Genomic DNA, 23,125 nt, shown 5'->3' with positions numbered 1-23,125 from the left:
AGAGGGGGCACCCCCAGACGGGCTGAAATGCCTGGACCGGCGTCGGGCAGACAGCGTCTCTCCGGCTCCCCGTAAAATCGTTCCCACTGTGTCTGACTCCCTCAACGCCCCCGAAGCCCCTCAGCCCCGCGCCCCGCATCAGTCCGAGGCCCCCGGCGAGCATGCTGGGTATGCCGACCATCACCCCGGTGTCTCCGTTCGGCGCACCCGGGCCAAGGGGGAACCCCGGTTCCCGGACGGGCCGAAGGCCGATCCGGCCGGGTCGCACTTCGAGCGGCGGATTCGGAGTTTTCAGCCGCGGCGGAGCAGGGTGACCGCCGGGCAGGCGGACGCGTTGCAGCGGCTGTGGCCGAAGTGGGGGCTCGACATCGACGGGCAGTGCGTCGTCGACCTCGCCGAGCTGTTCGGGAACGACAACCCCGTCATGCTGGAGATCGGCTTCGGGATGGGCGAAGCGACCGCGCAGATGGCCGGCGCCGACCCCGGGACCAACATCCTCGCCGTCGACGTCCACACCCCGGGGCAGGGCAACCTCCTCAACCTCGCCGACCACCACGGGCTGAACAACATCCGCGTCGGCAACGGCGACGCCATCATCCTGCTCCGCGAGATGCTCGCCCCCGACTCGCTCGACGGGCTGCGCGTCTACTTCCCCGACCCCTGGCCCAAGAAGCGGCACCACAAGCGGCGGCTCATCCAGCCCGAGTTCCTCAGCCTCGCCGCGACCCGGCTGAAGCCCGGCGCGCTGGTGCACTGCGCCACCGACTGGGAGCCGTACGCCGAACAGATGCTCGAAGTGCTGACCGCGCAACCCGACTTCGAGAACACACAGGCGGACGGCGGTTTCTCGCCCCGTCCGGAGTTCCGGCCGCTGACCCGTTTCGAGGGCCAGGGACTGGACAAGGGTCATGTGGTGAACGACCTGCTCTTCCGCCGCGTACAGCGGTAGGAGCAGCGGGAACCACAGCACCAGCACCAGCACCAGCACCAGCACCAGCACCAGCACCGACCAGACCAGACCATCGACAGCAAACCCCACCGGCGCCCGAGCCCCACTCGCGCTGCTGCGGGCGGCGCCCCTGCCTCGTTAGGGTCAATGCCGTGGCCACCTGTCCCCCGTACCCGACGCACCCCACCGGTCCCACCGGTCCCACCGGCGGCGCACTGCGGCACGCGCACTGGTGGCAGAAGCGGTGGGTGCGTTACGGCGCGCTGAGCACTCTGCTCGCGCTGTCCGGGCTGGTCATCCTCGCCCTGGTGCGTGAGCAGACCGGCACCGAGGGGTTCCTGGTCGGGCTCGGGCTGGCCGTCCTGCCCGTACCGCTGCTGGTCGCGTCGTTCCGGTGGCTGGACCGGGTCGAACCTGGTCCCTGGCGCAATCTGCTGTTCTCCTTCGCCTGGGGTGCCTGCGCGGCGGCGTTGATAGCGATCGTCGCCAACAGCTTCGCGACCCGGTGGATAGCGACCGCGACGGCCGATCCGTCGCACGCGGACACCCTCGGCGCGACCGTCATAGCGCCCGTGGTGGAGGAGATCGCGAAGGCCGCGGCCGTCCTGCTGGTCTTCCTCTTCCGCAGGCGGGACTTCACCGGCATCGTCGACGGCGTGGTGATAGCCGGCGTCACCGCCACCGGTTTCGCCTTCACCGAGAACATCCTCTACCTCGGCACCGCCTTCGGCACCGACCAGCTCTCCGGCGACCGCGGCATCGCCTCCGTCACCGCGGCGACCTTCTTCGTCCGCGTGATCATGTCGCCCTTCGCACACCCGCTCTTCACCGTCCTGACCGGCATCGGCTTCGGCATCGCCGCACTCTCGGGCGAGCGGCAGCACGTGCGGCGCGTCCTCCTCCCCCTCTCCGGGCTGCTGCTCGCCATGGGCATGCACGCGCTGTGGAACGGCTCGTCGTCCTTCGGCGAGTTCGGGTTCTTCGCGGTGTACGCGGCCTTCATGGTGCCCGCGTTCGGGCTGCTCACCTGGCTGGTGATCTGGACCCGGCAGCGCGAGCTGAGGACGGTGCGCGAGGAGCTGCCCGCCTACATGGTCACCGGGTGGCTGTCACCGAGCGAGCCGTACGCACTGGGCTCGATGCGGGACCGGCGGGTGGCCCGGCAGTACGCGCGCCGCCACGGCGGGCGGACGGCGGCGCGGGCCGTGGCGCAGTACGAGGCCTGCGCCACGTCGCTGGCGTTCCTACGGCACCGGGGGCGCCGCGGGCGGGCCGGCGCCGACTTCGTCGTACGGGAACGGGAGTTGCTGCACGAGCTGTGGCGACGCCGGGAGGTCGCGCGGCCGGCACTGGAGCACGCGGTGTCGGCGGCGCAGGCCTGGCCACCGGCTCCTGGGTACGGGGCACCCGGTCCCTGGCAGCCGTACGGGAACGGGTACGCGGGGTACGGGGCGTCGGCGCCCTACCCCGCGTACCACCCGGCCCCGTACCCCGCGTACAACCCCTATCGGATGTGACCGTGCGGCGGCGGGCCGATCAGGCCGACGCCTCCGTGAGCCTGGCCGCTTCCTCCTCCGTCAAAGTCAGCTCCCCCACTCCCAGCAGCGCCGGCAGCTGCTCCAGCGTCCGCGCCGAGGCGATCGGGGCCGTGACCGTGGGCCGGTCGGCGAGCCAGGACAGGGCCACCGTGGCCACCGGCACCTCGTGGGCGGACGCGATCCCGTCCAGCACCGCCAGCACCCTGCGGCCCCGCTCCGTCTCCGCGTGCTTGCCGGCGCCCTGGGCACGGGGGCTGTCCACCGCCGTACCGGTGCGGTACTTGCCCGTGAGGAACCCGGCCGCCAGGGCGTAGTACGGGACCGCCGCCAGGCCTTCCCGTTCGGCGAGGTTCTGGAGCTCGCCCTCGTAGGTGTCGCGGGAGACCAGGTTGTAGTGGGGCTGGAGGGCGACGTAGCGGGCCAGCCCTTCGCGGTCGGAGAAGGCGAGGGACGCCTCCAGCCGCTCTGCCGAGATGTTCGAGGCGGCGATGTGCCGCACCTTGCCCGCCTTCACCAGCTCGTCCAGCGCGCCGACGATCTCCTCGACCGGCACTTCCGGCTTGTCGAAGTGGGTGTAGTAGAGGTCGATGTGGTCGGTGCCGAGTCGGCGCAGTGAAGCGTCCGCGGCCGCCTTGATGTTGGCCGCGGTGAGGCCCTGGAAGTCGGGGTGCTGGCTGACCTTCGTGGCGATCACGACGTCCGCCCGGTTGCCGCGCGCCTTCAGCCAGTTGCCGATGACGGTCTCGGACTCGCCGCCCACGTTGCCCTCGACCCACGCCGAGTACGAGTCGGCCGTGTCGATGAAGTTGCCGCCCGCTTCGGTGTACGCGTCGAGGACGGCGAAGGACTGGGGCTCGTCGGCGGTCCAGCCGAAGACGTTGCCGCCGAGGCAGAGCGGGAAGACCTCGAGGTCGGAGGAGCCGAGCTTGCGCAGAGAAGTCATGCTCGATGTCAACGTCCGTCGCGGAGGCCGATCTTCCGGGAGGACCGCAAAGTTCCCGTAAACAGGCGAAACCCCCGGCGATCCGGATACCGGCAGCCCTGACGTCGGGGGGACGCCGTCAGGACTGCCGGGGATCAGGACAGGATCGCCGGGGAACAGGTGTGGACGGACTGCGGCAGGGAACTACCAGGGGCAGAGGCCGGAGCGCCTCAGGGCGTGAGCCCCTTGCCGCGCAGCCACGCCAGCGGGTCGATGCCGCTGGAGCTGCCGCCGGGGTGCACTTCGAGGTGCAGATGGGCACCGGTCACGTTGCCCGTGGCGCCCACGCGGCCGATGACGTCACCGGTGTTGACCTTCTGGCCGACGCTGACGCTGATCGAGGACTGGTGCGCGAACCAGACCTCGGTGCCGTCGTCGAGGGTGAGCTCGGTCTTGTAACCGTACGAGCCGTCCCAGCCGGCGAACGTGATCGTGCCGCTGTGCACGGCCTTGATCAGTGTCCCGGTGGGCGCGGCGAAGTCGAGGCCCGTGTGGTAGCCGGAGGACCAGTAGGCGCCGGCCTGCCCGAACGTCGAGGTGAGGGTGTACGAGGAGGTCGGCAGCGTGTACTGCTTGGCCAGCTCGGCGAGGCGCTCGGCCTCGGCCTTCTTGCGGGCCTCCTCCTCGGCCTCGGCCTTCGCGGCGGCGGCCTTGGCCTTGGCTTCCTTCTCCGCCTTGGCGGCCGCGTCGGCGGCCTCCTTCTCGGCGGCGGCGACCGCGGCTGCGGCGGCCTTGCTGTCGATCTGGTCCTGCTGGTACTCGGCCTGCGCGATGATCCGGCTCCGCAGCGCCTCACCGGCGTCGGAACCGCCCTGCGCGGTCTCGTCGTAGGTCTCGCCCATGGTGCTGAGGGCGGTGGCCGCGTCCTCGGCGGGCTCGGAGGAGTCGTCCGAGATCAGGGGCAGGTCCGGCATGGTGATGGCGACCGGCGGCTTGCCGCTGTTCGCGCTGGCCATGCCGCCCGCGCCGACGGCGGCTATGACACCGACGCCGAGAACCGTGGAGCTGCGGGCGAGTCCCCCGCCGCGCTGCTTGGAGACACGATGCCTGCCGCGAACGGGACGAAGGGACTCCGCGGTGGGATGCCACTCCTCGAACGGGCCCTCGTCGGTGCGGTTGCGGTCGTAGCCGAAGGTGTCGCTGCTGCGCTGACTCGGCACGAACGGGGCTTGCGGGGCAGGCCGGTTGGACGCCACGTGGGCGTGCTCCTTTCCTTCCTTCTCGCCTACCGGGTTAGCTGACGGGTTCGGAGCAGGAAGGTCTCCTACGCGCGTAAACCGCCCGTGAGTTCACGGTGGTGTCTGCGCGATTCACCCCAAGGTGATGGTTCCCCGGTTCCCTTTCGAGATTCGGCGCGTGCGCACGGAGCCGACTCTTGTGACGGCTGGGACGACCGCGCTGCGTTATCGAACGTTAATAGACGCGGGGTGCGGATTCCAAGCTGTTCCACTTGATCATTAACGATTTTCGCCTGGACTTACGGGTCATGAGCGGCCTAAATCGGGCGAGTTGGCCAGAGCTCAGGCGTCACACGAGTGTTGACGGTGTGTCAGTTGTTATGCGGAGGGGGGTCGCCCGGTCACATCCGGTGACAAGGATCAAGGAACCGCATCACGGTCCGTCGTACGGCGATGAGGGCCATGTCGTCCGCCATCCCGCCCCCGGAGTGCCGCCGCACCTCCGCCGCCAGTTTCTCCAGCAGCGCGGCCGGCTCGCGACGGGCGTTGGCCCGCCCCGCCAGTCCCGCCTCGGGGTCGTAGAACCGGTCGTCGTCGTCCCGTGCCTCGCTCATGCCGTCGGTGTACAGGAGCAGCGTGGCCCCGCTCGGACAGTCCGCCTCCTGAGCCCGGTCGGGCCAGACGCCCAGCTCCCGCATGCCGAGCGGCAGCGCGGGCTCGTCGGCGGGCAGCGGGCGCACGGTGCCGTCGGCGTACAGCAGCAGGGGCGATGGGTGCCCGCGGTTGACGAGGCGCACGATCCCGTTGCCGTGCGGCAGTTCGGCGAGTACCGCGGTGGTGAACCCCTCGGCGGACTCGGCCCATTCGCGCCGGTCGCGCTCGCGGGCCAGCGCCCGCTCCAGGCGCTGTGCGACCGCCTCCAGCGTGGCCTCCTGCTCGGCAGCCTCCCTGAAGGCCCCGATGACCACGGCGACCGCGCCCACCGCCCCGATGCCCTTGCCGCGCACATCTCCCACGACGACCCGCAGGCCGTGCGGGCTGTCCTGCACGGCGTACAGGTCGCCGCCGATGGCGGCGCCCTGCTGCGCCGCCTCGTACCGTGCCGCGATCTGGAAGCCGCCGATCCGCTCGGCCGGCTCGGGCAGTACGGCACGCTGGGCGGCCTCGGCGATCTCGCGGGCGGAGGCGAGGCGTTCGTCGCTGCGGCGGACGAGGACGTTGATGAGGACGGCGAGGACGGAGACGGTGGCCACGGTGACCAGCTCCGTGATCACCTCTGCCTTGGGAAGGCTGCCGCGCGGGATGCGCAGCACGAGCAGTGCGGCGACAGCCACGACGCCCGTGAGGACCGTGCCGCGCTGCGAGTAGAGCGGGGCGGCGACCAGGGGTGCGGCGGTGAAGAAGGGGGCGCCGGTGAAGTCCGTGGGCGTGACGTGGTCGTACACGCCTCCGACCGCGATCAGCAGGGCGGGGAGCAGCCGGAGGAACCGGCGTGCGTACGAGATCCGCCGTTGCTCCACCCCACCAGGGTTGCCGACGCGGTGGCGCGGGGCGAGTGCTGAGGGCCGACCGGACGAGCGCGGGCGTAGAGCGGAAAACACTCAGGGCCGGAACTGAATCAGTTCCGGCCCTGAGTGATCAGTAGCGGGGACAGGATTTGAACCTGCGACCTCTGGGTTATGAGCCCAGCGAGCTACCGAGCTGCTCCACCCCGCGGCGATGACTCAATAGTACGCCATCCGCAGGACAAGATGCACACGCGTTTCCCCGGCCCCGCTTTGAGCAGTGTTTTCGGCAGCCGTGACCCGGGCCGGTCAGGGCAGCAGATGGCTGTTCGGAGCCTTGGCCGGCCCCTCGTACTCCGGCAGGACGACGACCTCCACCCCTTCTCCCGCCAGCAGCCCGCTCCCGTCGGCCCCCGCCACGAACGTGTCCGGCTCCCGCCAGGCCGTCACCACGCGCCGCACCCCCGCGTCGAGGATCAGCCGCGCGCAGGGCACCGGCCGGGACGCCCGGCGCGTACAGGGCTCCAGGCTCGTGTACACCGTGGCGGACGTCACCCGGGGATCCCCGGCCGCGATCTTCGCCAGCGCGGCCTCCTCGGCATGCACCACGGGGTCACCGCCCTCCCGCGAGTACCCCCGCGCCAGCTCCGTCCCGTCGGCCGCCACCACGACCGCCCCGACGCTGAAGGCCGTCCCCGACGGCGGGCACTGTGCCGCCAGATCGCAGGCCACCGCCAGCCACCTCCGGTCCGCGGCGGACGGCAGGACACCCGCACCGGGTGCCGTCGGCTCGTAGCGCATCAGCACGACGTCCTCGATCCGCCGCGTCTCGAGCAGCCGCAGCCGGCCTCCCTGATACCCGCCCGGCCCGAACAGCCGCGGCGCGTCCGGGTCCCCCACGAACAGCGGCGCCAGCACCAGTTGCACCTCGTCCGCCAGCCCCTGCTGAAGGAGCTGCGTGTGGATCGTGCCGCCCCCCTCGACCATCAGCCGTTCGACGCCGCGCACCTCGCGCAGGTGCCGCAGTAGGCCCCGCCAGTCCAGGTCGGCGCCCAGCGCGACCACGTCCGCCGCGACCGGCGCCCGGCGCAGGCGCTCCGCGCCCTTCTCCGTCGTGTAGACGATCTTCTCGCCGCCCGTGTGCCAGAAGTTCGCCGTCGGGTCCAGCTCGCCGGACGCGCTGACCGTGACCTTGAGCGGATACTCCGGCTTCCCGGCCGCCACCCGCGCGGCCCGCCGCTCGGCCGAGTTCACCAGCAGCCGCGGGTTGTCCGCCCGGATCGTGCCGGCGCCGATCAGGATCGCGTCCACGGACGCCCGCACCTCGTCGACCCGGTCGAAGTCGGCCGGGCTGGAGAGGAGCAGGCGCTCGGGGGTGGTGTCGTCGAGGTAGCCGTCCAGCGAGACCGCGGCGGACAGCAGGACGTAGGGGTACGACGGCATCGGCACGCTCCGCTTGGTTCAAGTTTGAAACAAACCTACACTGGTCGCATGACGACTCGCTGGCTCTCCCCCGAGGAGCAGCGCGCCTGGCGCGCCTACATCGCCTCCGCCGCCCTCGTGGAGGACGCGCTGGACCGGCAGCTCCAGCAGGAAGCCGGCATGCCCCATCTGTATTACTCCATCCTCGCCACCCTGTCCGAGGCTCCGGAGCGCCGGCTGCGCATGACCGACCTCGCGGAAGGCCTGAAGATCACCCGCAGTCGACTGACGTACGCCGTGACACGCCTGGAGAAGGACGGGCTGGTGCGGCGCGAGGACTGCCGCTGGGACAAGCGCGGCAGCATCGCCACCCTCACCGAGGAAGGGATGCGCGTCCTGGAGCGTGCGGCCCCGGGCCATGTGGAGACCGTGCGGGCGCTGCTCTTCGACCGACTGACCCCGGAGCAGGTCGGGCAGCTGGAGGAGATCTTCACGGCGGTGGCCGGGGGATTCCAGGGCGACACCGCGCATGCCACCGCGGACGACGTGCCCTGGCGACGGCGCTCCACCAAGCCCTGTTCGTGACGCACGCCACAGAAAACTCATTGCTTCAAATTTAAAGCATGGGATAGGGTCCTGTACCGAGGAGCTGCTTCAAATCTGAAGCAGGCGACCCACGCACGGAACCCGGAGACCCGCATGCCCGACTTCACCGCCGCCGCCACCCAGCGCGCCCGCGTCCGGGTTCCGCTGCGCTTCCAGGACGGCTACGGCGTCGACGCCGAACTCGTCACCTTCCACGGCCTGGCCGACGGCCTGGAACACGTGGCCGTCGTCCTCGGAGACGCGGCTCCCGGCACCACCCCGCTGGTCCGCCTGCACTCCGAGTGCCTGACCGGCGACGTCTTCGGCTCGGCCCGCTGCGACTGCGGCCCCCAGCTGCGCGAGGCCGTCGAGCGCATCGCCGAGCGCGGCGGTGTGCTGCTGTACCTGCGCCAGGAGGGCCGCGGCATCGGGCTCTACAACAAGCTCGACGCGTACGCCCTCCAGGACCAGGGCCTCGACACCTACGCCGCGAACGCCGCGCTCGGCCTCCCGGAGGACGCCCGCGACTACACGGCGGCCGCCCAGATGCTCACCGCCCTCGGCATCGGCGCACTGGACCTGCTCTCCAACAACCCCGACAAGGCCGACCAGTTGCGCGCCCTCGGCATCAAGGTCCAGGACCGCGTCCCGACCGGCGTCTTCGCCACCCCGGACAACGTCCGCTACCTGCGCGCGAAGGTCCTCCAGACCCAGCACACGCTGCCGCTGGGCGACCTCGCGAAGCTCAGCGCGGGCTGAGCGAACGGCAACAAGAAGGGGCGGGCGCCCGGCACCGGACGCCCGCCCCTCAGTCGTTCGTGCCGACGACTACGGCGTGACCTTCTCGATCGTCACCCCGCCGACACCCGCGGTCGTCCCGCGCGTGTTCACCAGCCGTACCTCGCCGAAGAGCTGACGGCCCTCGGGCACGGCCCGTGCGACGGTGACGTTCGCCGCCGCCTTCGCCGAGTCACCCGTGCCGAGCTTCACCGGCGCGGACTCGTCGACCTTGACCGAGCCGAGCGCCGAGGAGAAGTACGCGTCCCGGTAGTCGTACGCGGTCGAGCCGGACGGCACCTCGAAGCCGGCCACCTCGACGGTGTACTTGCCGGCGGCCGGGTCGGCGATGGAGACGGACTCCTCGGCGTCGCCGTCCGCGGACTGGCCGACGAGCTTGCCCTGGGCGTCGTACACCGACAGGTCGAGGTCGGCGCCCAGGTCGGAGACCTTGCCGATGGAGACGTCCAGCGAGGTGGTGCCCTCGGGCACCTCGATGGTGCTGGTGTGCGTCTCACCGCCCTTGATGGCCGGCCGCGCGGTCTTCGACGAGCCGAGCGCGCCGCCCTTGAAGTTGCCCTCGACGGCCTCCAGCTTGTTGGTCACCGTCCAGGAGGCGGCGACGGGAGTACCGACCTCGGCCTCCGGCACGGTCACCGACTCCGGGTCGAAGGAGGCGCCGTACACGGTGGCGTTCAGCTTGAACGGGTTGTCCAGCAGTGCCGACGTACGGCGCGAGTCGACCTCGATCTCCCAGACGCCGGGCACCGGCTCGGCGGACTCGGGGAGGTCCTTGGTGTCCGGGCTGTTGTCCGCGGCGGGGACGCCGTAGGGGTTGATGGCGGTGAAGAACGTCCGGCTGCCCTGCTTCAGCCCGCCGAGCGTGATCTCCAGCGACTTCGTACCCTCCGGGACCGTCACGAAGTACGACTTGAAGTTGTTGCGCTGCACCGAACCCGAGGCGGTGAAGGTGTACTTGGCCGGCGTGGAGACGACGACGGTGGTGAGGATCTGCTTGTCGACGCCGACCGTCCTCGGGTCGTCCGCCTCCAGGATCGCGCTCTTGATACCCGCGTTCTTCGGCGCGGCCTGCACCTTGACCGTCACCGGCTTGTTCAGCGGCAGGTCGACGACCTTCGGGCCGAGGATCGAGAAGGTGCGGGCCCTGTTGTTGGCCAGGCGCAGGGTGTGCGGGAGGGAACCGGCGGGGCCGGACGTACGGGTGACGGTGACGTCGTACGTCTTCTTCTTGCCGGCCTTGAGGCCGCCCTCGCGGTCGTACAGACCCGTGCCCGCGCCCGGCGTCTTCAGCGCCTGGTCGAGTGCGGTGTCGACCGGAGCCTTCACGGCGTAGTCATGGGCGGTGGCGCCTGCCCTGACCGCCCTCCAGGCGTCGCCGACGTCGATGCGGCCGGCGCCCTCCTCGTATGCCTGGAGTCCCTCGATGTGGTGGGCGGTCGAGGTGAGGGCGGTGCGCAGCTTCTCGGGCGTCAGCTTGATGCTCTTCTGCTTCGCGGCGGACAACAGCAGCGCGGACGCGCCCGCGGCCTGCGGGGACGCCATCGAGGTGCCGTTGTACATGGCATAGCCGGCCGGGAGCTTCCAGCCCGCCTCGGCGATGGGCGCGCCCGGCATCCAGGCCGGGATCGTGCTGACCGCGGCGCCTGGAGCCACGACGGTCGGGGTGAACCCGCCGTCCTCACGCGGGCCGCGCGAGGAGAAGTTGAACAGCTGGTACTTGGTGCGCACGCCGGTGCCGTAGTTGGCGGCGAAGGTCTCCTTGGAGACGCCCGCGCCGACCGAGATGACCTTGTCGGCGAGGCCGGGGTCGCCGATGGTGTTGGCGCCGGGGCCGGAGTTGCCCGCGGACAGGACGAGCTGGACGCCGTAGGTGTCGATGAGCCGCGTGTAGAGCTCCGCACGCGCGTTGTTGCCGTCGTTCAGCGGGGGCAGGCCGCCGATGGACATGTTGACGACGTCGACGCCACGGTTGGCGACGAGGTCGATCATGCCCTCGGTGAGCGCGACGCTGGAGCAGCCGGGGCCGAAGATGCAGGCCCGGCTGGAGACGATCTTGGCGCCCGGGGCCTGACCGTCCATCCTGCCGCCGAGCAGGCCGTTGGCGGCGGTGATGCCGGCCACGTGGCTGCCGTGCGCGCCGGCGGTGAGGCCGATGTTGACGAAGTCGGCCTTCTTGCCGGCCCAGTCGCCGCCCAGCGGGTCCATCGGGACGTCCTTGCGGACCTCCACGACGAAGTCCTGGCTCTCGGCGATGCCGGTGGCCGGGTCGTCGGTGCCGAAGTGGCCGACCTGGCGGCCGTCCTTGTACGGCTTCATCGGGGTGTCGTCGGTGAAGTCGCCGTTGTCGTTCACGTCGACGGTGACCTGGCCGGCCTTGGCGTCGTACAGGACGCCCCAGTCGTCGGTCGTGTCGCCGTCGCGGTTGACGTCACCGTCGGCGTCGCCGTCCGCGGCCTTGCCCTGCTCTGTGACGTCCTCGCGGAAGGTGCTGACCTGGTACGCCCCCTCGGGCGCCGTCCAGCTCTTGCCCCCGAAGGTGAAGGACGGCCCGGAGACTGAGGTGGTCATCGCCCGCCAGGTGCCGTCGCCGTCGACGATCGGGTCGGTGGCGGTCACCCAGTCGACGATCTTGCGCTCACCGGTCGTCGTCTTCTGCAGCGCGGGGCTCGCGAGGTCGACACCGGTGTCGAGGACGCCGATGGTGACGCCGCGGCCGTCCGCCTTCGGGTTCTTCTTCACGAAGTCGACGGCGCCCGTCTCGAAGGACGGGTTGTACGGGTTCTTCGCGGGGGTGTTCTTGTCGGGGCCGGGGTAAGTGGCCGCCGAGGCGGTCGACTTGGCGCCGCTGTCGAGGCCCGGCTCCACGAGGGGTATCTCGTCCCGCAGGTCGATGGCCTGCACGGAGGAGAGCTGCGCGGCGGCCGAGATGGCGGAGTCCGCCCTGCCGGTCGGCACGGTGGCCCGTACATAGCCGAGCTTGTCGTAGGTACGGCCCACGGAGCCGCCCTTGAGCGCGTCCAGCTCCGCGGCGACCTTCTCGGTCTGCCCGGGCGCGGTGGCGATCATCATGGTGACGGTCTTGTCGCGCTGCGCCTTGGCCTCGGCGAGGAGGTCGGCGTCGTCCGCGCCGAGCTTGTCGTGGGCGGACTTGACGCCGGGGTCGGCCGCGGTGGCGGTGGAGCCGTCCGCGGCGAGGGCGAGGGGTATGGGGCCGGCCGCGGAGAGCGCGGCGACGAGGCCTGCGGCCACGGCGACTCGGGCGACGCGTTTCGCGCCCGATATCGGGGCCGTGTGGGGGGTGGGGGGCATGGTGATCCCTGGTGCTGAAGGAACGTAGACGTCGGCGGCCGGATCGAGCACCTTCGACCGCCGCGGTCGGGAATGTGATCCCGGATGATCGCCCAGCTTTCCTCAAGGGACCGATTTCTGTTGATAGTTCGGGGCGAGGAGATCTTCGCCTGGCGCAAACCCGCCAAGCGCCATCGCGGACGTATCCGACCAGGCTGTGACATTCCTGTGAGGCGGCGGGGGCCGGCGGGATGCCGGGACGTTTGCGAGGCGCAAGAGTCTGGGGCACAGCAAAACGGCGCCCGGTCCGACCGAAGCCGAACCGGGCGCCGCACAGCAGGTGAGAGCGCGAGGCGCCCGTCTGCGAACCGTAGGCCCTGTGGGACTCGAACCCACAACCAATGGATTAAAAGTCCACTGCTCTGCCAATTGAGCTAAGGGCCCAGGCGATGTTGCCACCCCGAGCATAGCCGCACGTGGCCGTGGATCCGATCGGGTATCGGGGTCGCGGCCACGTCAGCGGTGGCGGAGGGCCGCAGAAGGAGCTCTCGCGCGGCCCGCGCGCGCCGAAGCGCTACGGATCCACCGGTTCGGGCGCCCCCGCACGGGCCGCGTCCCGGGCGATCGTGCGCTCGTGGTCGGGGTTGAGGAACCAGTGCCGGGCCGACGCCAGCCACCAGGTCGCGGCGAAACCGAGGACGACCAGGACGGCGACCGGGGCGTAGTTGAAGGTCTCCCAGGTCACCGGGGACACCTGCGGCAGCATGAACAGCACCGTGATCACGCCGACCCACGTCACCGCCACCACCCCGACGGCCCCCGACCAGCGCCCCAGGTGCCACGGCCCGCGCTCGAACGCGTCTCCCTTGCGCAGCCGCAGCAGCGTCGGGATGACGTACGCGATGTAGAGGCCGATCACCGCGATCGAGGTCACCGCCGCATACGCCGTTACGTTGATCAGATACGGCAGCCCGAGCACCAGCGCCCCGCCCGCGGCCAGCCACACCGCCGCCACCGGCGTCCGGGTGCGCGGGCTGACGGTGTGCCACACGTGCGAGAAGGGCAGGGCCCCGTCGCGCGAGAAGGCGTAGATCATACGGCTGTTGGCCGTCACGGACGCCATCCCGCAGAACAACTGCGCCCCGATGACGACCAGTAGGAGCAGCTTGCCCGCCGTCGCGCCCAGCGCGTCGAGCAGGATCTGCGCGGGCGGCGCACCGGTCGGGGACGTGAGGGCACCCTCGTAGGACTGGATCGCGAAGGTGAAGCCCAGCAGGAGAACGAAACCCGCTATCCACGACGTCCAGATCGACTGCACGATCCCCTTCGGGCCCGCCGTCGACGCGTCGTGCGTCTCCTCCGTCATGTGCGCCGAGGCGTCGTACCCGGTGAAGGTGTACTGCGCCATCAGCAGGCCCACCAGGACGACGTACACCCCGCTGCCCCAGCCGGTGTTGTTCACGAACTCGCCGAACACGAAGGACGCCGACTGATGCTCGTCCGGTACGAAGGTCAGCGCGCCGACGATCACCGCGACGCCCAGCACGTGCCACCACACGCTGATGCTGTTCAGCAGCGCGACGATACGCACGCCGAAGGTGTTGAGGAGGCCGTGCAGGACGAGGATGCCCGCGAAGAGCAGGATCGTGCGGCCCGGGGTCACCTCGAAACCGAACTGCAGGTTCAGGTACGCGCCCAGGAACGATGCCGCCCCGAAGTCGATGCCGGCCGTCACCGCCACCTGGCCCAGCACGTTGAACCAGCCCGTGAACCACGCCCAGGCGGCGGCCGTACGCGGCGGCGCGAGCCGGTGCGCCCAGAAGTACAGGCCCGCCGACGTCGGATACGCCGAGCAGATCTCGGCCATGGCGAGGCCGACGAAGAGGGTCATCAGGCCTACGGCCACCCAGCCCCAGGTGATCACCGCCGGGCCGCCCGTGTTCATGCCGAACAGATACAGCGTCAGGCAGCCCGACAGGACCGAGATGATCGTGAAGGAGACCGCGTAGTTGGAGAACGCCGACATACGGCGGCTGAGAACCTGCGTGTAGCCGAGCTGGGCCAGCCGCTCTTCGTCCGAGACCTTCCCGGAGGACCGCCCGCTCGCTATGGCGTCATCTGTCATGTCCCCAGCGATTCCCTCGCCGGGGGCATGACACACGTCACAGCTTGGCTAGAAGAGGCCCTTGTAGCCCTGCCACCCACTCGCGATCTTCACCCGCGCCCCGAACGACCCCTTGCCGTCCCCGCTGTTGCGCCACACATTGCCGCTGCCGTCCCGCGAGACGAGGTCGGCCTTCCCGTCGCCGGTGATGTCCCCGGGGCCGACGATGACGTTGTAACCCGTGCCCCAGTTCGCGAAGACCTTCACCCGGTCCTTCAACAGGCCGTTGCCCAGGCCGTTGTAGCGCCACAGCGTCCCGGCCCTGTCGCGGGCGAGGACGTCCCCGTGACCGTCGCCGTTGAGGTCCCCGGCGCCCAGGATCTTCGTGTAACCGGTCCACGCCGTACGGATCTTCTTCCCCGCCGCGAGCGTCCCGTCGCTCTTCGCAGCGAAGAGGTACACGTCGCCCGTCGACCCCTTGCGCGCCAGTAGGTCGGCTCGCTTGTCGCCGGTCAGGTCGCCGGGCGAGGTGAGGACGTTGTACGCGTTCCAGCCGGTGCCCAGCTTCGTGTACGCCGTCGACGCGGTGAGCGCCTTGCCGCATCCGGGCTTGTAGCCGCGCAGCGAGCCGTCGCTCATCCGCACGAGGACGTCATTGCAGCGGTCGCCGTTCAGATCCCCGAACGGCACCGCGACCGCCTTGGTCGACCAGCCGCTCCCCGAAACCTTCCCGGAGAAGGCGCCCTTGCCCGTGCCCTGCTGGAAGGTCAGCGCGCCCGAGGAGTTGAGGGTGAGCAGATCGCCCACGCCGTCCGGCATTCCCCTGGAACCCCCGTGGTCGTGCCGGACCGGGTCGCCGCGCAGCAACCGGACCGTGCCGCCCGCCTCCAGCGGGGTGCCCACACCGTCGGCGGGCGTGACCGCGAGCGTCCAGTCGTAGGAGCCGCTCGGCAGGAACGCGTCGCCGGTCCGCGTGGGGTCGTCCCCATGCCACCCGACGCTCAGCTCGCCGCGCGCCGCACCACCGACGCGCGTGTCGACGACCTTGCCCGCCTTGTTCCGCACGGTCAGCGTCCAGCCCGCCGACGGCTTCGACAGCAGCACGGTGGTCAGCGTGTCCGGCACGGCGTGCATCGCGTGCGCCTCGACGGACGCGGCGCTCTGAGCGGGTCCGAGCAGCCGCAGCGGCTGCTGAGGCACCCCGGACGGTACGAGGTGGACACGCTGCAGGTCATCGACGTAGGCCGCGTTGGCGCCGGCCTTGTCCACCGTCCAGCGCACCTCGCGCTGTGAGTCGCCGGTGTGGGGCAGGTCGCCGATGACCCGGCTCGCCGGGATGCCGCCCGCGACCGTGGTGAGCGTGAGCTTCCCGGTCTGCTTGTCGTGCGTGACCACGTACCCGTCGCCGAGTTTCGCCTCGGCCGTCGGGACCGGCACGGACTTCTTCGCCGTACGGTCGTAGACACCGGCCCGGCCGTCGCAGGTCCAGTACAGGTAACGGCCCAGCGCCTGGAGCTGGAGGGGCTTGCAGCCCGCGTCGGTGGTGACCGTGGTGGACTTCCTGGTCGACAGGTTCAGCGCCGTGACGGTTCCCGGCGTCGCCCCGGCCGTCCACAGCACGTCGCCGTCGAGCGCGTTGGCGCCCGTCGCCTGGGCGACCGGGTCACCGTGCTCGCCGATCCGGTAGACGAACCGCGTGCCCGGGTCCGTGTACAGGACGTACCGCCCCGACACATCGAGGATGCGCCCGTCGAAAGGCACTCCCCGCTCCCAAAGGCCCCCGTCCTTCGGGCCGTTGACATGGAGCGCGTAGGACTCGGCCTCACCGAAGTCCATCCAGGCGATCCGGCCGTCGGCGGTGCCGAAGATCTGCGAGCAGGCCACCTCCCCCGACGAGCAGCCGAAGATCTGCGGGGAGGACGCGGGGGTGAAGCCGGAGCGCTCGCCGAACTCGGGCGTTCCGGTGGCGGCGACGGTCCGTACGTAGTCGTCGCGGCGCGCGCCCTTGCTGTTGTCAACGACTACCAGACGACCCTGTTCGAGGGAGATGCCCCGGATCGCGGCCGGCGGCTTCGGCATGGCCTTGATCTGCGTGACGACCGGGCGTCCGTCCGGGCCCGGCTGGATACGTTGAACGCCCCAGTCGCCGGCGGCGGTGTCCGTGAGGCCGATCGCCACCGCGCTGCCGTCGGGGGCCCCGGACACGTGCGGGTTCGAACTCGGCAGCAGGGTCACCGTGGGCCCGCCCGCGATGGGCTTCGCGCGCACCGCCGTCCCCGGACCGGGCCGGTGGATCAGCCAGTCACCGACGACCGCGAGGTCCTGCGCGGGGTTGACGCCCCCGCCGTCCAGCGTGACCTCGACCGGCGCAGCGGACAGGTCGGAACGGGAGAAGACCTTGACGACAGGCTCGTGGGCGTTGGACAGAACCACATGGTCGGCGGTGATCTGCCCCTTGAGGTAGGGCGCGGAGATTGGCGGCGTCATGCTCTGGACCTGTCCCGTGCGCCTGTCGACCATGACCCACACGTAGGGCCCCCAGGTGCCCGGCCGCCCCGCCTGGAACAGCACCCCGTCGGTGCCCGAGCCCCTTGGCTGCCCGAGGACGTACCCCTCCGGCAGCACCCCGGTGACCGGCACGTCGCGCGTGCCGCCGTCGGCGTCCGGGATCAGCAGGTGCATCTCCCGCTGGCGAGTCCCGTTCTCGTCCGTCCGGTCCCGGTAGGCGACCACCAGGTCCTCATAGGCGGTGAGATAGGTCAGCCCCTGCGGCGTCCGCACAGTACGCGTCGTACCGTCGGCCACGTTCCACAGGTCGACCCGGCCGTCGGCGTAGCGGTACGCGAGGACGTCTCCGCCTGCCGTGACGTAGCCGGTGTGACCGGCCGGATGGACCGCCTTCACGGACCTGCCGTCCGTATACCGCGTCCACACCAGCCCGGAGCCCTCCAGGCTGTGGAACACCCCCTGCGCGCCGGCACCGTTGCTTCCGGCGTGGACCGAGCCACCGTAGAGCGCACCGGAGGTGTACGTGTCGCGCAGCGTCGCCGGCACCACCGTCTCCGTGGGCACGTCCGGCGCCGCGGCAGCCGGCAGCGCCGGGCTCAGGCCGGCGGCCAGTACGGCACAGGCCGCAACGAGACGAAGGTGTACGAAGCCATGACGAGGCAAGAGGGTCCCTCCCCGGGAAGCAGGAGACGGTCCCGGCGCGCTCTCGGCGCCCAAGGCCCCCCGGCCTTCACATCCGTCTCACAAGTCGGCTGATCTTACAGCCACCGAACAGGTGTCCGGGAAAAGGATGTTCCGGCTGACTCCGACGAAAAGCGCCGGGGTCCCACCGTCAGAACGGTGGGACCCCGGCGCGGCATCACCTCACACGGCGTCAGCCGATGCAGCAGGCTCAGCCGTTGCGCTTCCAGCGCGGCTTGTCGTCGCGGCGCCCGAAGGACGAGCCGCCGGTGCCACGGTGGTCGTCACGTCGGCCGTACGGCCGCTCGTGGCCGCCGGAACGGAAGCCGGGGCGGTCGTCGCGGCGGTCGCGGTTGAAGGGACGGTCGCTGCCACGGTGGCCGCCACGCTCGTCACGCCGCTCGAAGGAACGCGGGGCGGCCGGCCGGTCGTCCCGGCGGGAGCCGGGACGGGCGTTGTCGCGGCGCTCGAAGGGACGGCTGCCACGGTCACGGTCGAAAGAACGGCCGCCACGGTCACCGCCACGGTCGCCGCCCCGGTCACCGCGGTCGTCGCGACGGAAGCCGCCACGGTCGTTGTCACGGCGCTCGAAGGAACGGCCACCACGGTCACGGTCGAAAGAACGGCCGCCACGGTCACCGCCACGGTCGCCGCCCCGGTCACCGCGGTCGTCGCGACGGAAGCCGCCACGGTCGCCGTCCCGGTCCCGACGCTCGAAACCACGGTCGCCGCCGCGGTCACGGTCGCGGTTGAACCCGCCACGGTCGTTGTCACGGCGCTCGAAGGAACGGCCACCACGGTCACGGTCGAAGGAACGGTCACGGTCGCGGTTGAACCCGCCCCGGTCGTCCCGCCGCTCGCGACGCTCGTACGGCGCCGAAGCCTCCGTACGCTCGGCCCGGTCGACGTCCTGCGCCGCCGGCTGCTCCGGCACGACCGCCTCGACGGCCTCTACCGCCGCGGCCTGCGCCTCGGCCACCGCAGCCTCGGGGTCCTCACCGCGCTCGCGCGCCGCGCGGGCGACGAGCCGGTCGGACTCCTCACGCAGCTCCGCGGCACGCCGCTGCGCACGCTCCAGCTCCTTGGTGAGCTGAGCCACGTCACGCTCGGCCTGCTGAGCGGCGTTGCCCGCCGACTCCGCCTGCACCTCGGTCATCGAACGGGCGCCGGTGATCTCGGCGACCTCCGGGTCGAAGGCGTTACCGCCCTGGATGATGTGACGCGAGGCGTCGACGCCCGCGTCCTCCATCAGCCGGAAGATCTGGCGCCGCTGGTGCGGCAGGGAGAGGGAGACGACCGAACCGGTCCGCCCCGCACGCGCCGTACGGCCCGCGCGGTGCAGGTAGTCCTTGTGGTCACCGGCCGGGTCCACGTTCAGCACGAGGTCGATGCCGTCGACGTGGATACCGCGCGCGGCGACATCGGTGGCGACGAGGACGTTGACGTAACCGTCCTTGAAGTCGGCCAGCGTCCGGGTGCGCGCCCCCTGCGTCATACCGCCGTGCAGCGCGTCCGCCTTCGCCCCGGCGTCGCGCAGCTGCTCGGCGACACGGTCGGCGCCCAGCTGGGTGCGGACGAAGATGATGGTGCGGCCCTTGCGGGAAGCGATCGCGGCGGTGACCGGCGCCTTGTCCTTGGGCTTCACGATCAGGATGTGGTGCGACATGGTCGTCACGGCACCCTGCGCGGCGTCGACCTCGTGCAGGACCGGGTCCTTCAGGTACCGGTCGACGAGGGTCTTGATCTCGTTCTCCATGGTCGCGGAGAAGAGCATGCGCTGACCGCCGGCCGGGACCTGGTCGAGCAGCTCGGTGACCTCGGGCAGGAAGCCCAGGTCGGACATCTGGTCGGCCTCGTCGAGAACGGCGACCTCGACGTCCTGCAGCGAGCAGGCGCCACGGTTGATGATGTCGCGCAGTCGGCCGGGGGTGGCCACCAGCACGTCCACGCCGCGCTCCAGGGCGTAGATCTGGTTCCCCATCGACGTACCGCCGCAGACGACCTTCATCTTCAGGCCGAGCTGGTCGCCGTAGGGCTGGAGAGCGTCCGCGACCTGCATCGCGAGCTCACGGGTCGGGGTGAGGATGATGGCACGCGGACGGTGCTTCTCGGTGCGGCCGCCGGAGAGGCGGGCCAGCGCCGGGAGACCGAACGACAGCGTCTTGCCGGAGCCGGTACGACCGCGGCCCAGGATGTCCTTGCCGGCCAGGGCGTCCGGGATGGTCGCGGCCTGGATCGGGAAGGGGGTGGTCACGCCGTTCTGGGCGAGCTTGCGCACGACGCCCTCGGGGAGACCGAGGTCCGCGAAGGTGGCCTCGGGGGCCTCCTCGACGACGACCTCGTTCTCAGCGTCTTCGGGCACGACGACGTGATCAGTACTGGAAATGGACATGCGTATGCGAAACCTTCCGGAGTCTCGTCGGCACGCGCCCGTCAACTCCGTGTTTCGCAATCGACCGCCTCAATGCGGTCCGCCACGGCAAGGGAGAGTACGCGCCACACGGCGCGCTCTGCAGTGGCGCCGGGCAAATGGGATCAAACGATCTACCACCATACGCACCCCCAGCCCCCCAAGGCAAACCGGCCGTCAACGCTGTAGGCAACGTCACTCGCCCCGGCCGTAGGCACCCTCACGTGCCGTGCCCCCCGGCCCCCGCCGGCCCTACCTCACGCAGGCGCCCCCGCAGCCGGCGCCGGCTCCCGCTGAGCCAATTGCGGCCCCGTCTCCTCATGGGCCGACGACGAGGGCTCGGCCGCCGTGGGCGTCGGCGTATCGGACGTCGGCTGCTCCGTCGGAGTGGGCTCCGGATCCAACGTCCGGGTGGGCGTCGGCTCAGCCGTACGCGTAGGACCCGGCTTCTCGCTCTGTCCCGGCTTCACCGGCGGCCTGCCGGCAGGAGCGGACGCACTCACATCCGCGGACGGCGAGGCCGACGGAGAGCCCGACTCGGCTCCCTTGTCCGCACCCTTGCCCTTGCCCTTCCCCTTCGCCCGCTTGCCGTCATCCGCGTGCGCCCCGAACCCGGCCCCGCCCCCCGACACCGCAGAACCGCCGTCGAGCGCCTCACCACCCCGCTGCCCCGCCGAATGCGACGGCTTGGCACCCCCGCCACCACCGTCGTCACCCACACTCATACAGCCGGCGGCAGCGGCGACGGCCATCACCGTGGCAGCCAGACGGACAGGTACGTACAAAGGGCGCACGGGAGCCACCTCCAGGGGCGGGCGAAGAAGTCAACGTGCCCAACTCCCGCCGCCCACAAGAGGACACGCGCCCGCACCACTGCGACACAACCCCGGCACCGAACGACCCCGCAGCCGCCTCACCCGTACCCGAGCGCATGCAACCGCGCGTCGTCGATCCCGAAGTGATGCGCGATCTCATGCACCACCGTCACCTCGGTCTCGGCCACGACCTCCTCCCGCGACCCACACATCCGCAGCGTCGGTCCCCGGTAGATCGTGATCCGGTCCGGCAGCACCCCGGCGTACCACTCCCCGCGATCGGTCAGCGGAGTCCCCTCGTACAACCCCAGCAGCTCGGGATCGTCCGCCGGCGGCTCGTCCTCGACGAACACCGCGACGTTGTCCATCAGCCGCGTCAACTCCGGCGGAATCCGGTCCAGCGCCTCGGCGACCAGTTCCTCGAACTCCTCGCGCGTCATCTCCAGCACATGCCCATTGTCAGGCACGAACCAGCCAAGAAGGAGCCGCCAACGGCCCCGCATATCCACCACGGCACTTGGGCATACGGGACCAATGGCCCGCGTCCCCGCCGCGTTCAGGAAAGCCGTCGTGCACCTCCCCAGGGCCCCGCGCGCCCTCGCCCGCCGCTACGCCACCCGCCGCCCCAGCCCCACCCCGGAACTCGTCACCCAGCCCCACCCCTGGTCCCGCGCCGTCGGCCTGGTCACCGTCGTCCTGATCGGCACCTGGCTCGGCCTGCTGATCGTCGGCAACGTCCGCGCCCCCGTCGGCCCCATGAACACGACGATGACCCTGCGCCCCTCCCTCACCGGCGGCACGAAGATCAACGTCTCCCCCCTCGGCGCCCTCGAACTCGACAGCCACATCGCCCCGGTCCGCCTGGACGTCAACGTCGACCAACTCGACCCCGTCCGCGCCCAGGCCCTCGTCGACCACCCCGAACGCCTCTCCGGCCTCCAGGACGAAGTCACCCAGGACGTCACCCACGGCACCGTCGACCTGGCCCTGCGCAGCTGCGTCGCCGTCGTCACCGGCGCCACCGCCCTCGGCCTCGCCGTCTACCGCCGCCCCCGCCGCGCCCTCGCCGCCGGCGGCCTCGCCCTCACCGTCCTGGCCGCCTCCGGCGGCACGGCCTTCGCCACCTGGAACCCGGAGTCGGTGCTGGAACCGAAGTTCTCGGGCCTGCTGTCCTCCGCCCCGTCCCTGGTCGGCAACGCCCGCAGCATCGTCACCGAATTCGACGTCTACCAAAAGGAGTTGGCCCGCCTGGTGACGAACGTGACCAAGCTCTACGACGCCACCTCCACGCTCCCCGCCTACGCGCCGGACCCCACCACCATCCGCGTCCTGCACGTCTCCGACATCCACCTCAACCCGGCGAGCTGGAAGATCATCGCCTCGCTCGTCGACCAGTACAAGGTCAACGTCATCGTCGACTCCGGCGACACCATGGACCACGGCACCGCCGCCGAGAACGGCTTCCTCGACCCCATCGAGGACCTCGGCGCCCCCTACGTCTGGGTCCGCGGCAACCACGACTCCCGCCTCACCCAGCGCTACCTCGAGGACCTCAAGAACGTCCACGTCCTCGACGAGGGCAAGGCGAAGACCATCGCCGGCCTGCGCTTCGCCGGCATCGGCGACCCCCAGTTCACCCCCGACCGCTCCCAGGTCCCCGGCGGTGACGCCGCCAACGAACTCGCGGGCGCCCGCCTGGCCACCTCCCTCCGCGACCAGAAGACCGCCGGCACCCCCGTCGACGTCGCCGTGGCCCACGAACCCGTGGCCGCCCGCCAGACCGACGGCGACGTCCCCCTCGCCCTGGCCGGCCACATCCACCACCAGGAGATGGAGCTCCTCCCCTACGGCACCCGCCTGCGCATCGAAGGCTCCACCGGCGGCAGCGGCCTGCGCGCGATCGAGGGCAAGCACCCCGACCCCATCCAGACCTCGCTCCTCTACTTCGACCGCGACACCCGCCGCCTCCAGGCCTGGGACGAGATCGAACTCGGCGGTCTCGGCCTGACGACCGCGGAGGTGAGGCGCCACCTGGTGGAGGAGAACCAACCGGGCGCCGCCGAAACCGAGACGACGTCCCCCGCCCCCACCCCGTAAACCGTTTTGGCGATACCTCCCGCCATCCCATATGCTTCTCACGTCCCCGACGCGCTGAGAAGCGCCCAGGCGGGCCGATAGCCCTCATCGTCTAGCGGCCTAGGACGCCGCCCTTTCAAGGCGGTAGCACGGGTTCGAATCCCGTTGGGGGCACGCAGTACGGTGTGCGACACTGTCGTACGCATCGCAAGGTCCTGTGGAGCAGTTTGGAGTGCTCGCCACCCTGTCAAGGTGGAGGCCGCGGGTTCAAATCCCGTCAGGACCG

General features: G+C 70.9%; 15 protein-coding genes, 4 tRNA genes and 1 riboswitch. Of the genes, 7 read left to right on the top strand and 12 right to left on the bottom strand.

Translation table 11 applies throughout. The features are described from left to right. Positions 1-88 precede the first annotated feature (88 nt). Both trmB and OHO27_RS22025 read left to right on the top strand, forming a co-directional pair. Positions 89-949 carry a tRNA (guanosine(46)-N7)-methyltransferase TrmB gene (trmB, locus tag OHO27_RS22030; RefSeq protein WP_328426511.1) on the top strand — a complete coding sequence of 287 codons (861 nt, stop codon included), beginning with the start codon at positions 89-91 and terminating at the stop codon, positions 947-949. A gap of 152 nt (positions 950-1,101) precedes the next feature. Then, positions 1,102-2,466 (top strand): PrsW family intramembrane metalloprotease, encoded by a 1,365-nt coding sequence (locus OHO27_RS22025; RefSeq protein WP_328426509.1) that lies wholly within the window; start codon positions 1,102-1,104, stop codon positions 2,464-2,466. A 19-nt stretch (positions 2,467-2,485) separates the two neighbouring features. On the opposite strand, the gene OHO27_RS22020 is transcribed toward OHO27_RS22025, so the two are convergent. The 5 genes from OHO27_RS22020 to OHO27_RS22000 form a co-directional block, all read right to left on the bottom strand. After that, positions 2,486-3,430, bottom strand: a complete 945-nt coding sequence (locus tag OHO27_RS22020) for an aldo/keto reductase (protein ID WP_328426507.1) — start codon at positions 3,428-3,430, stop codon at positions 2,486-2,488. Between the two features lie 209 nt (positions 3,431-3,639). Continuing rightward, positions 3,640-4,665 carry a M23 family metallopeptidase gene (locus OHO27_RS22015; protein ID WP_328426505.1) on the bottom strand — a complete coding sequence of 342 codons (1,026 nt, stop codon included), beginning with the start codon at positions 4,663-4,665 and terminating at the stop codon, positions 3,640-3,642. A gap of 11 nt (positions 4,666-4,676) precedes the next feature. Next, positions 4,677-4,834: riboswitch (cyclic di-AMP (ydaO/yuaA leader) on the bottom strand. Positions 4,835-5,048: 214 nt separating this feature from the next. Beyond that, positions 5,049-6,167, bottom strand: coding sequence for a PP2C family protein-serine/threonine phosphatase (locus OHO27_RS22010; protein ID WP_328426503.1), 1,119 nt, complete (start codon positions 6,165-6,167; stop codon positions 5,049-5,051). Between the two features lie 122 nt (positions 6,168-6,289). Beyond that, positions 6,290-6,363 (bottom strand) — tRNA-Met (locus tag OHO27_RS22005). Between the two features lie 98 nt (positions 6,364-6,461). Then, positions 6,462-7,595 (bottom strand): dihydrofolate reductase family protein, encoded by a 1,134-nt coding sequence (locus OHO27_RS22000; protein WP_328426501.1) that lies wholly within the window; start codon positions 7,593-7,595, stop codon positions 6,462-6,464. Between the two features lie 48 nt (positions 7,596-7,643). Between OHO27_RS22000 and OHO27_RS21995 the strand changes: the two genes are divergently transcribed. After that, a complete protein-coding gene (locus OHO27_RS21995; protein WP_328426499.1) occupies positions 7,644-8,159 on the top strand; it encodes a MarR family winged helix-turn-helix transcriptional regulator in 516 nt (171 codons plus the stop codon). Between the two features lie 114 nt (positions 8,160-8,273). Continuing rightward, positions 8,274-8,918, top strand: a complete 645-nt coding sequence (locus OHO27_RS21990; protein WP_328426497.1) for a GTP cyclohydrolase II — start codon at positions 8,274-8,276, stop codon at positions 8,916-8,918. Positions 8,919-8,987: 69 nt separating this feature from the next. Here OHO27_RS21990 and OHO27_RS21985 read toward each other — a convergent pair whose 3' ends face one another. From OHO27_RS21985 to OHO27_RS21955, 7 genes are all read right to left on the bottom strand, one after another. Beyond that, positions 8,988-12,266: a S8 family serine peptidase gene (locus OHO27_RS21985; RefSeq protein ID WP_328426495.1), complete on the bottom strand. Its 3,279-nt coding sequence runs from the start codon at positions 12,264-12,266 to the stop codon at positions 8,988-8,990. 350 nt (positions 12,267-12,616) lie between these two features. Then, positions 12,617-12,689: transfer RNA gene (locus OHO27_RS21980), tRNA-Lys, on the bottom strand. Positions 12,690-12,819: 130 nt separating this feature from the next. After that, entirely contained in the window at positions 12,820-14,370 is a 1,551-nt protein-coding gene (locus tag OHO27_RS21975) for an amino acid permease (protein ID WP_328426493.1), read from the bottom strand. A 48-nt stretch (positions 14,371-14,418) separates the two neighbouring features. Next, positions 14,419-17,520: an FG-GAP repeat domain-containing protein gene (locus OHO27_RS21970; RefSeq protein ID WP_328426491.1), complete on the bottom strand. Its 3,102-nt coding sequence runs from the start codon at positions 17,518-17,520 to the stop codon at positions 14,419-14,421. A gap of 229 nt (positions 17,521-17,749) precedes the next feature. Next, entirely contained in the window at positions 17,750-19,930 is a 2,181-nt protein-coding gene (locus OHO27_RS21965; RefSeq protein WP_328426489.1) for a DEAD/DEAH box helicase, read from the bottom strand. 275 nt (positions 19,931-20,205) lie between these two features. Continuing rightward, positions 20,206-20,742, bottom strand: a complete 537-nt coding sequence (locus OHO27_RS21960; protein WP_328426487.1) for a hypothetical protein — start codon at positions 20,740-20,742, stop codon at positions 20,206-20,208. A gap of 119 nt (positions 20,743-20,861) precedes the next feature. Then, the gene (locus OHO27_RS21955; protein WP_067435541.1) at positions 20,862-21,212 is read right to left on the bottom strand and encodes a metallopeptidase family protein; all 351 of its coding nucleotides are present in this window, start codon (positions 21,210-21,212) and stop codon (positions 20,862-20,864) included. A gap of 85 nt (positions 21,213-21,297) precedes the next feature. Between OHO27_RS21955 and OHO27_RS21950 the strand changes: the two genes are divergently transcribed. The 3 genes from OHO27_RS21950 (at position 21,298) to OHO27_RS21940 (ending at position 23,125) form a co-directional block, all read left to right on the top strand. Continuing rightward, positions 21,298-22,860 carry a metallophosphoesterase family protein gene (locus tag OHO27_RS21950; RefSeq protein WP_328426482.1) on the top strand — a complete coding sequence of 521 codons (1,563 nt, stop codon included), beginning with the start codon at positions 21,298-21,300 and terminating at the stop codon, positions 22,858-22,860. Between the two features lie 80 nt (positions 22,861-22,940). Further along, positions 22,941-23,013, top strand: a tRNA-Glu gene (locus tag OHO27_RS21945). Between the two features lie 37 nt (positions 23,014-23,050). Next, a tRNA-Asp gene (locus tag OHO27_RS21940) sits at positions 23,051-23,125 on the top strand.

Source organism: Streptomyces sp. NBC_00443 (genome assembly GCF_036014175.1).
GTDB lineage: Bacteria > Actinomycetota > Actinomycetes > Streptomycetales > Streptomycetaceae > Streptomyces.
This window is presented reverse-complemented; position numbering and strand designations above follow the sequence as displayed.

Bases quoted from the DNA above. Each gene is read 5' to 3' on its own strand.
- OHO27_RS22000 (WP_328426501.1), bottom strand. From the start codon at position 7,595: ATGCCGTCGTACCCCTACGTCCTGCTGTCCGCCGCGGTCTCGCTGGAC.
- OHO27_RS22020 (WP_328426507.1), bottom strand. From the start codon at position 3,430: ATGACTTCTCTGCGCAAGCTCGGCTCCTCCGACCTCGAGGTCTTCCCG.
- OHO27_RS21995 (WP_328426499.1), top strand. From the start codon at position 7,644: ATGACGACTCGCTGGCTCTCCCCCGAGGAGCAGCGCGCCTGGCGCGCC.
- OHO27_RS21965 (WP_328426489.1), bottom strand. From the start codon at position 19,930: ATGTCCATTTCCAGTACTGATCACGTCGTCGTGCCCGAAGACGCTGAG.
- OHO27_RS21985 (WP_328426495.1), bottom strand. From the start codon at position 12,266: ATGCCCCCCACCCCCCACACGGCCCCGATATCGGGCGCGAAACGCGTC.
- OHO27_RS21950 (WP_328426482.1), top strand. From the start codon at position 21,298: ATGGCCCGCGTCCCCGCCGCGTTCAGGAAAGCCGTCGTGCACCTCCCC.
- OHO27_RS21990 (WP_328426497.1), top strand. From the start codon at position 8,274: ATGCCCGACTTCACCGCCGCCGCCACCCAGCGCGCCCGCGTCCGGGTT.
- OHO27_RS21975 (WP_328426493.1), bottom strand. From the start codon at position 14,370: ATGACAGATGACGCCATAGCGAGCGGGCGGTCCTCCGGGAAGGTCTCG.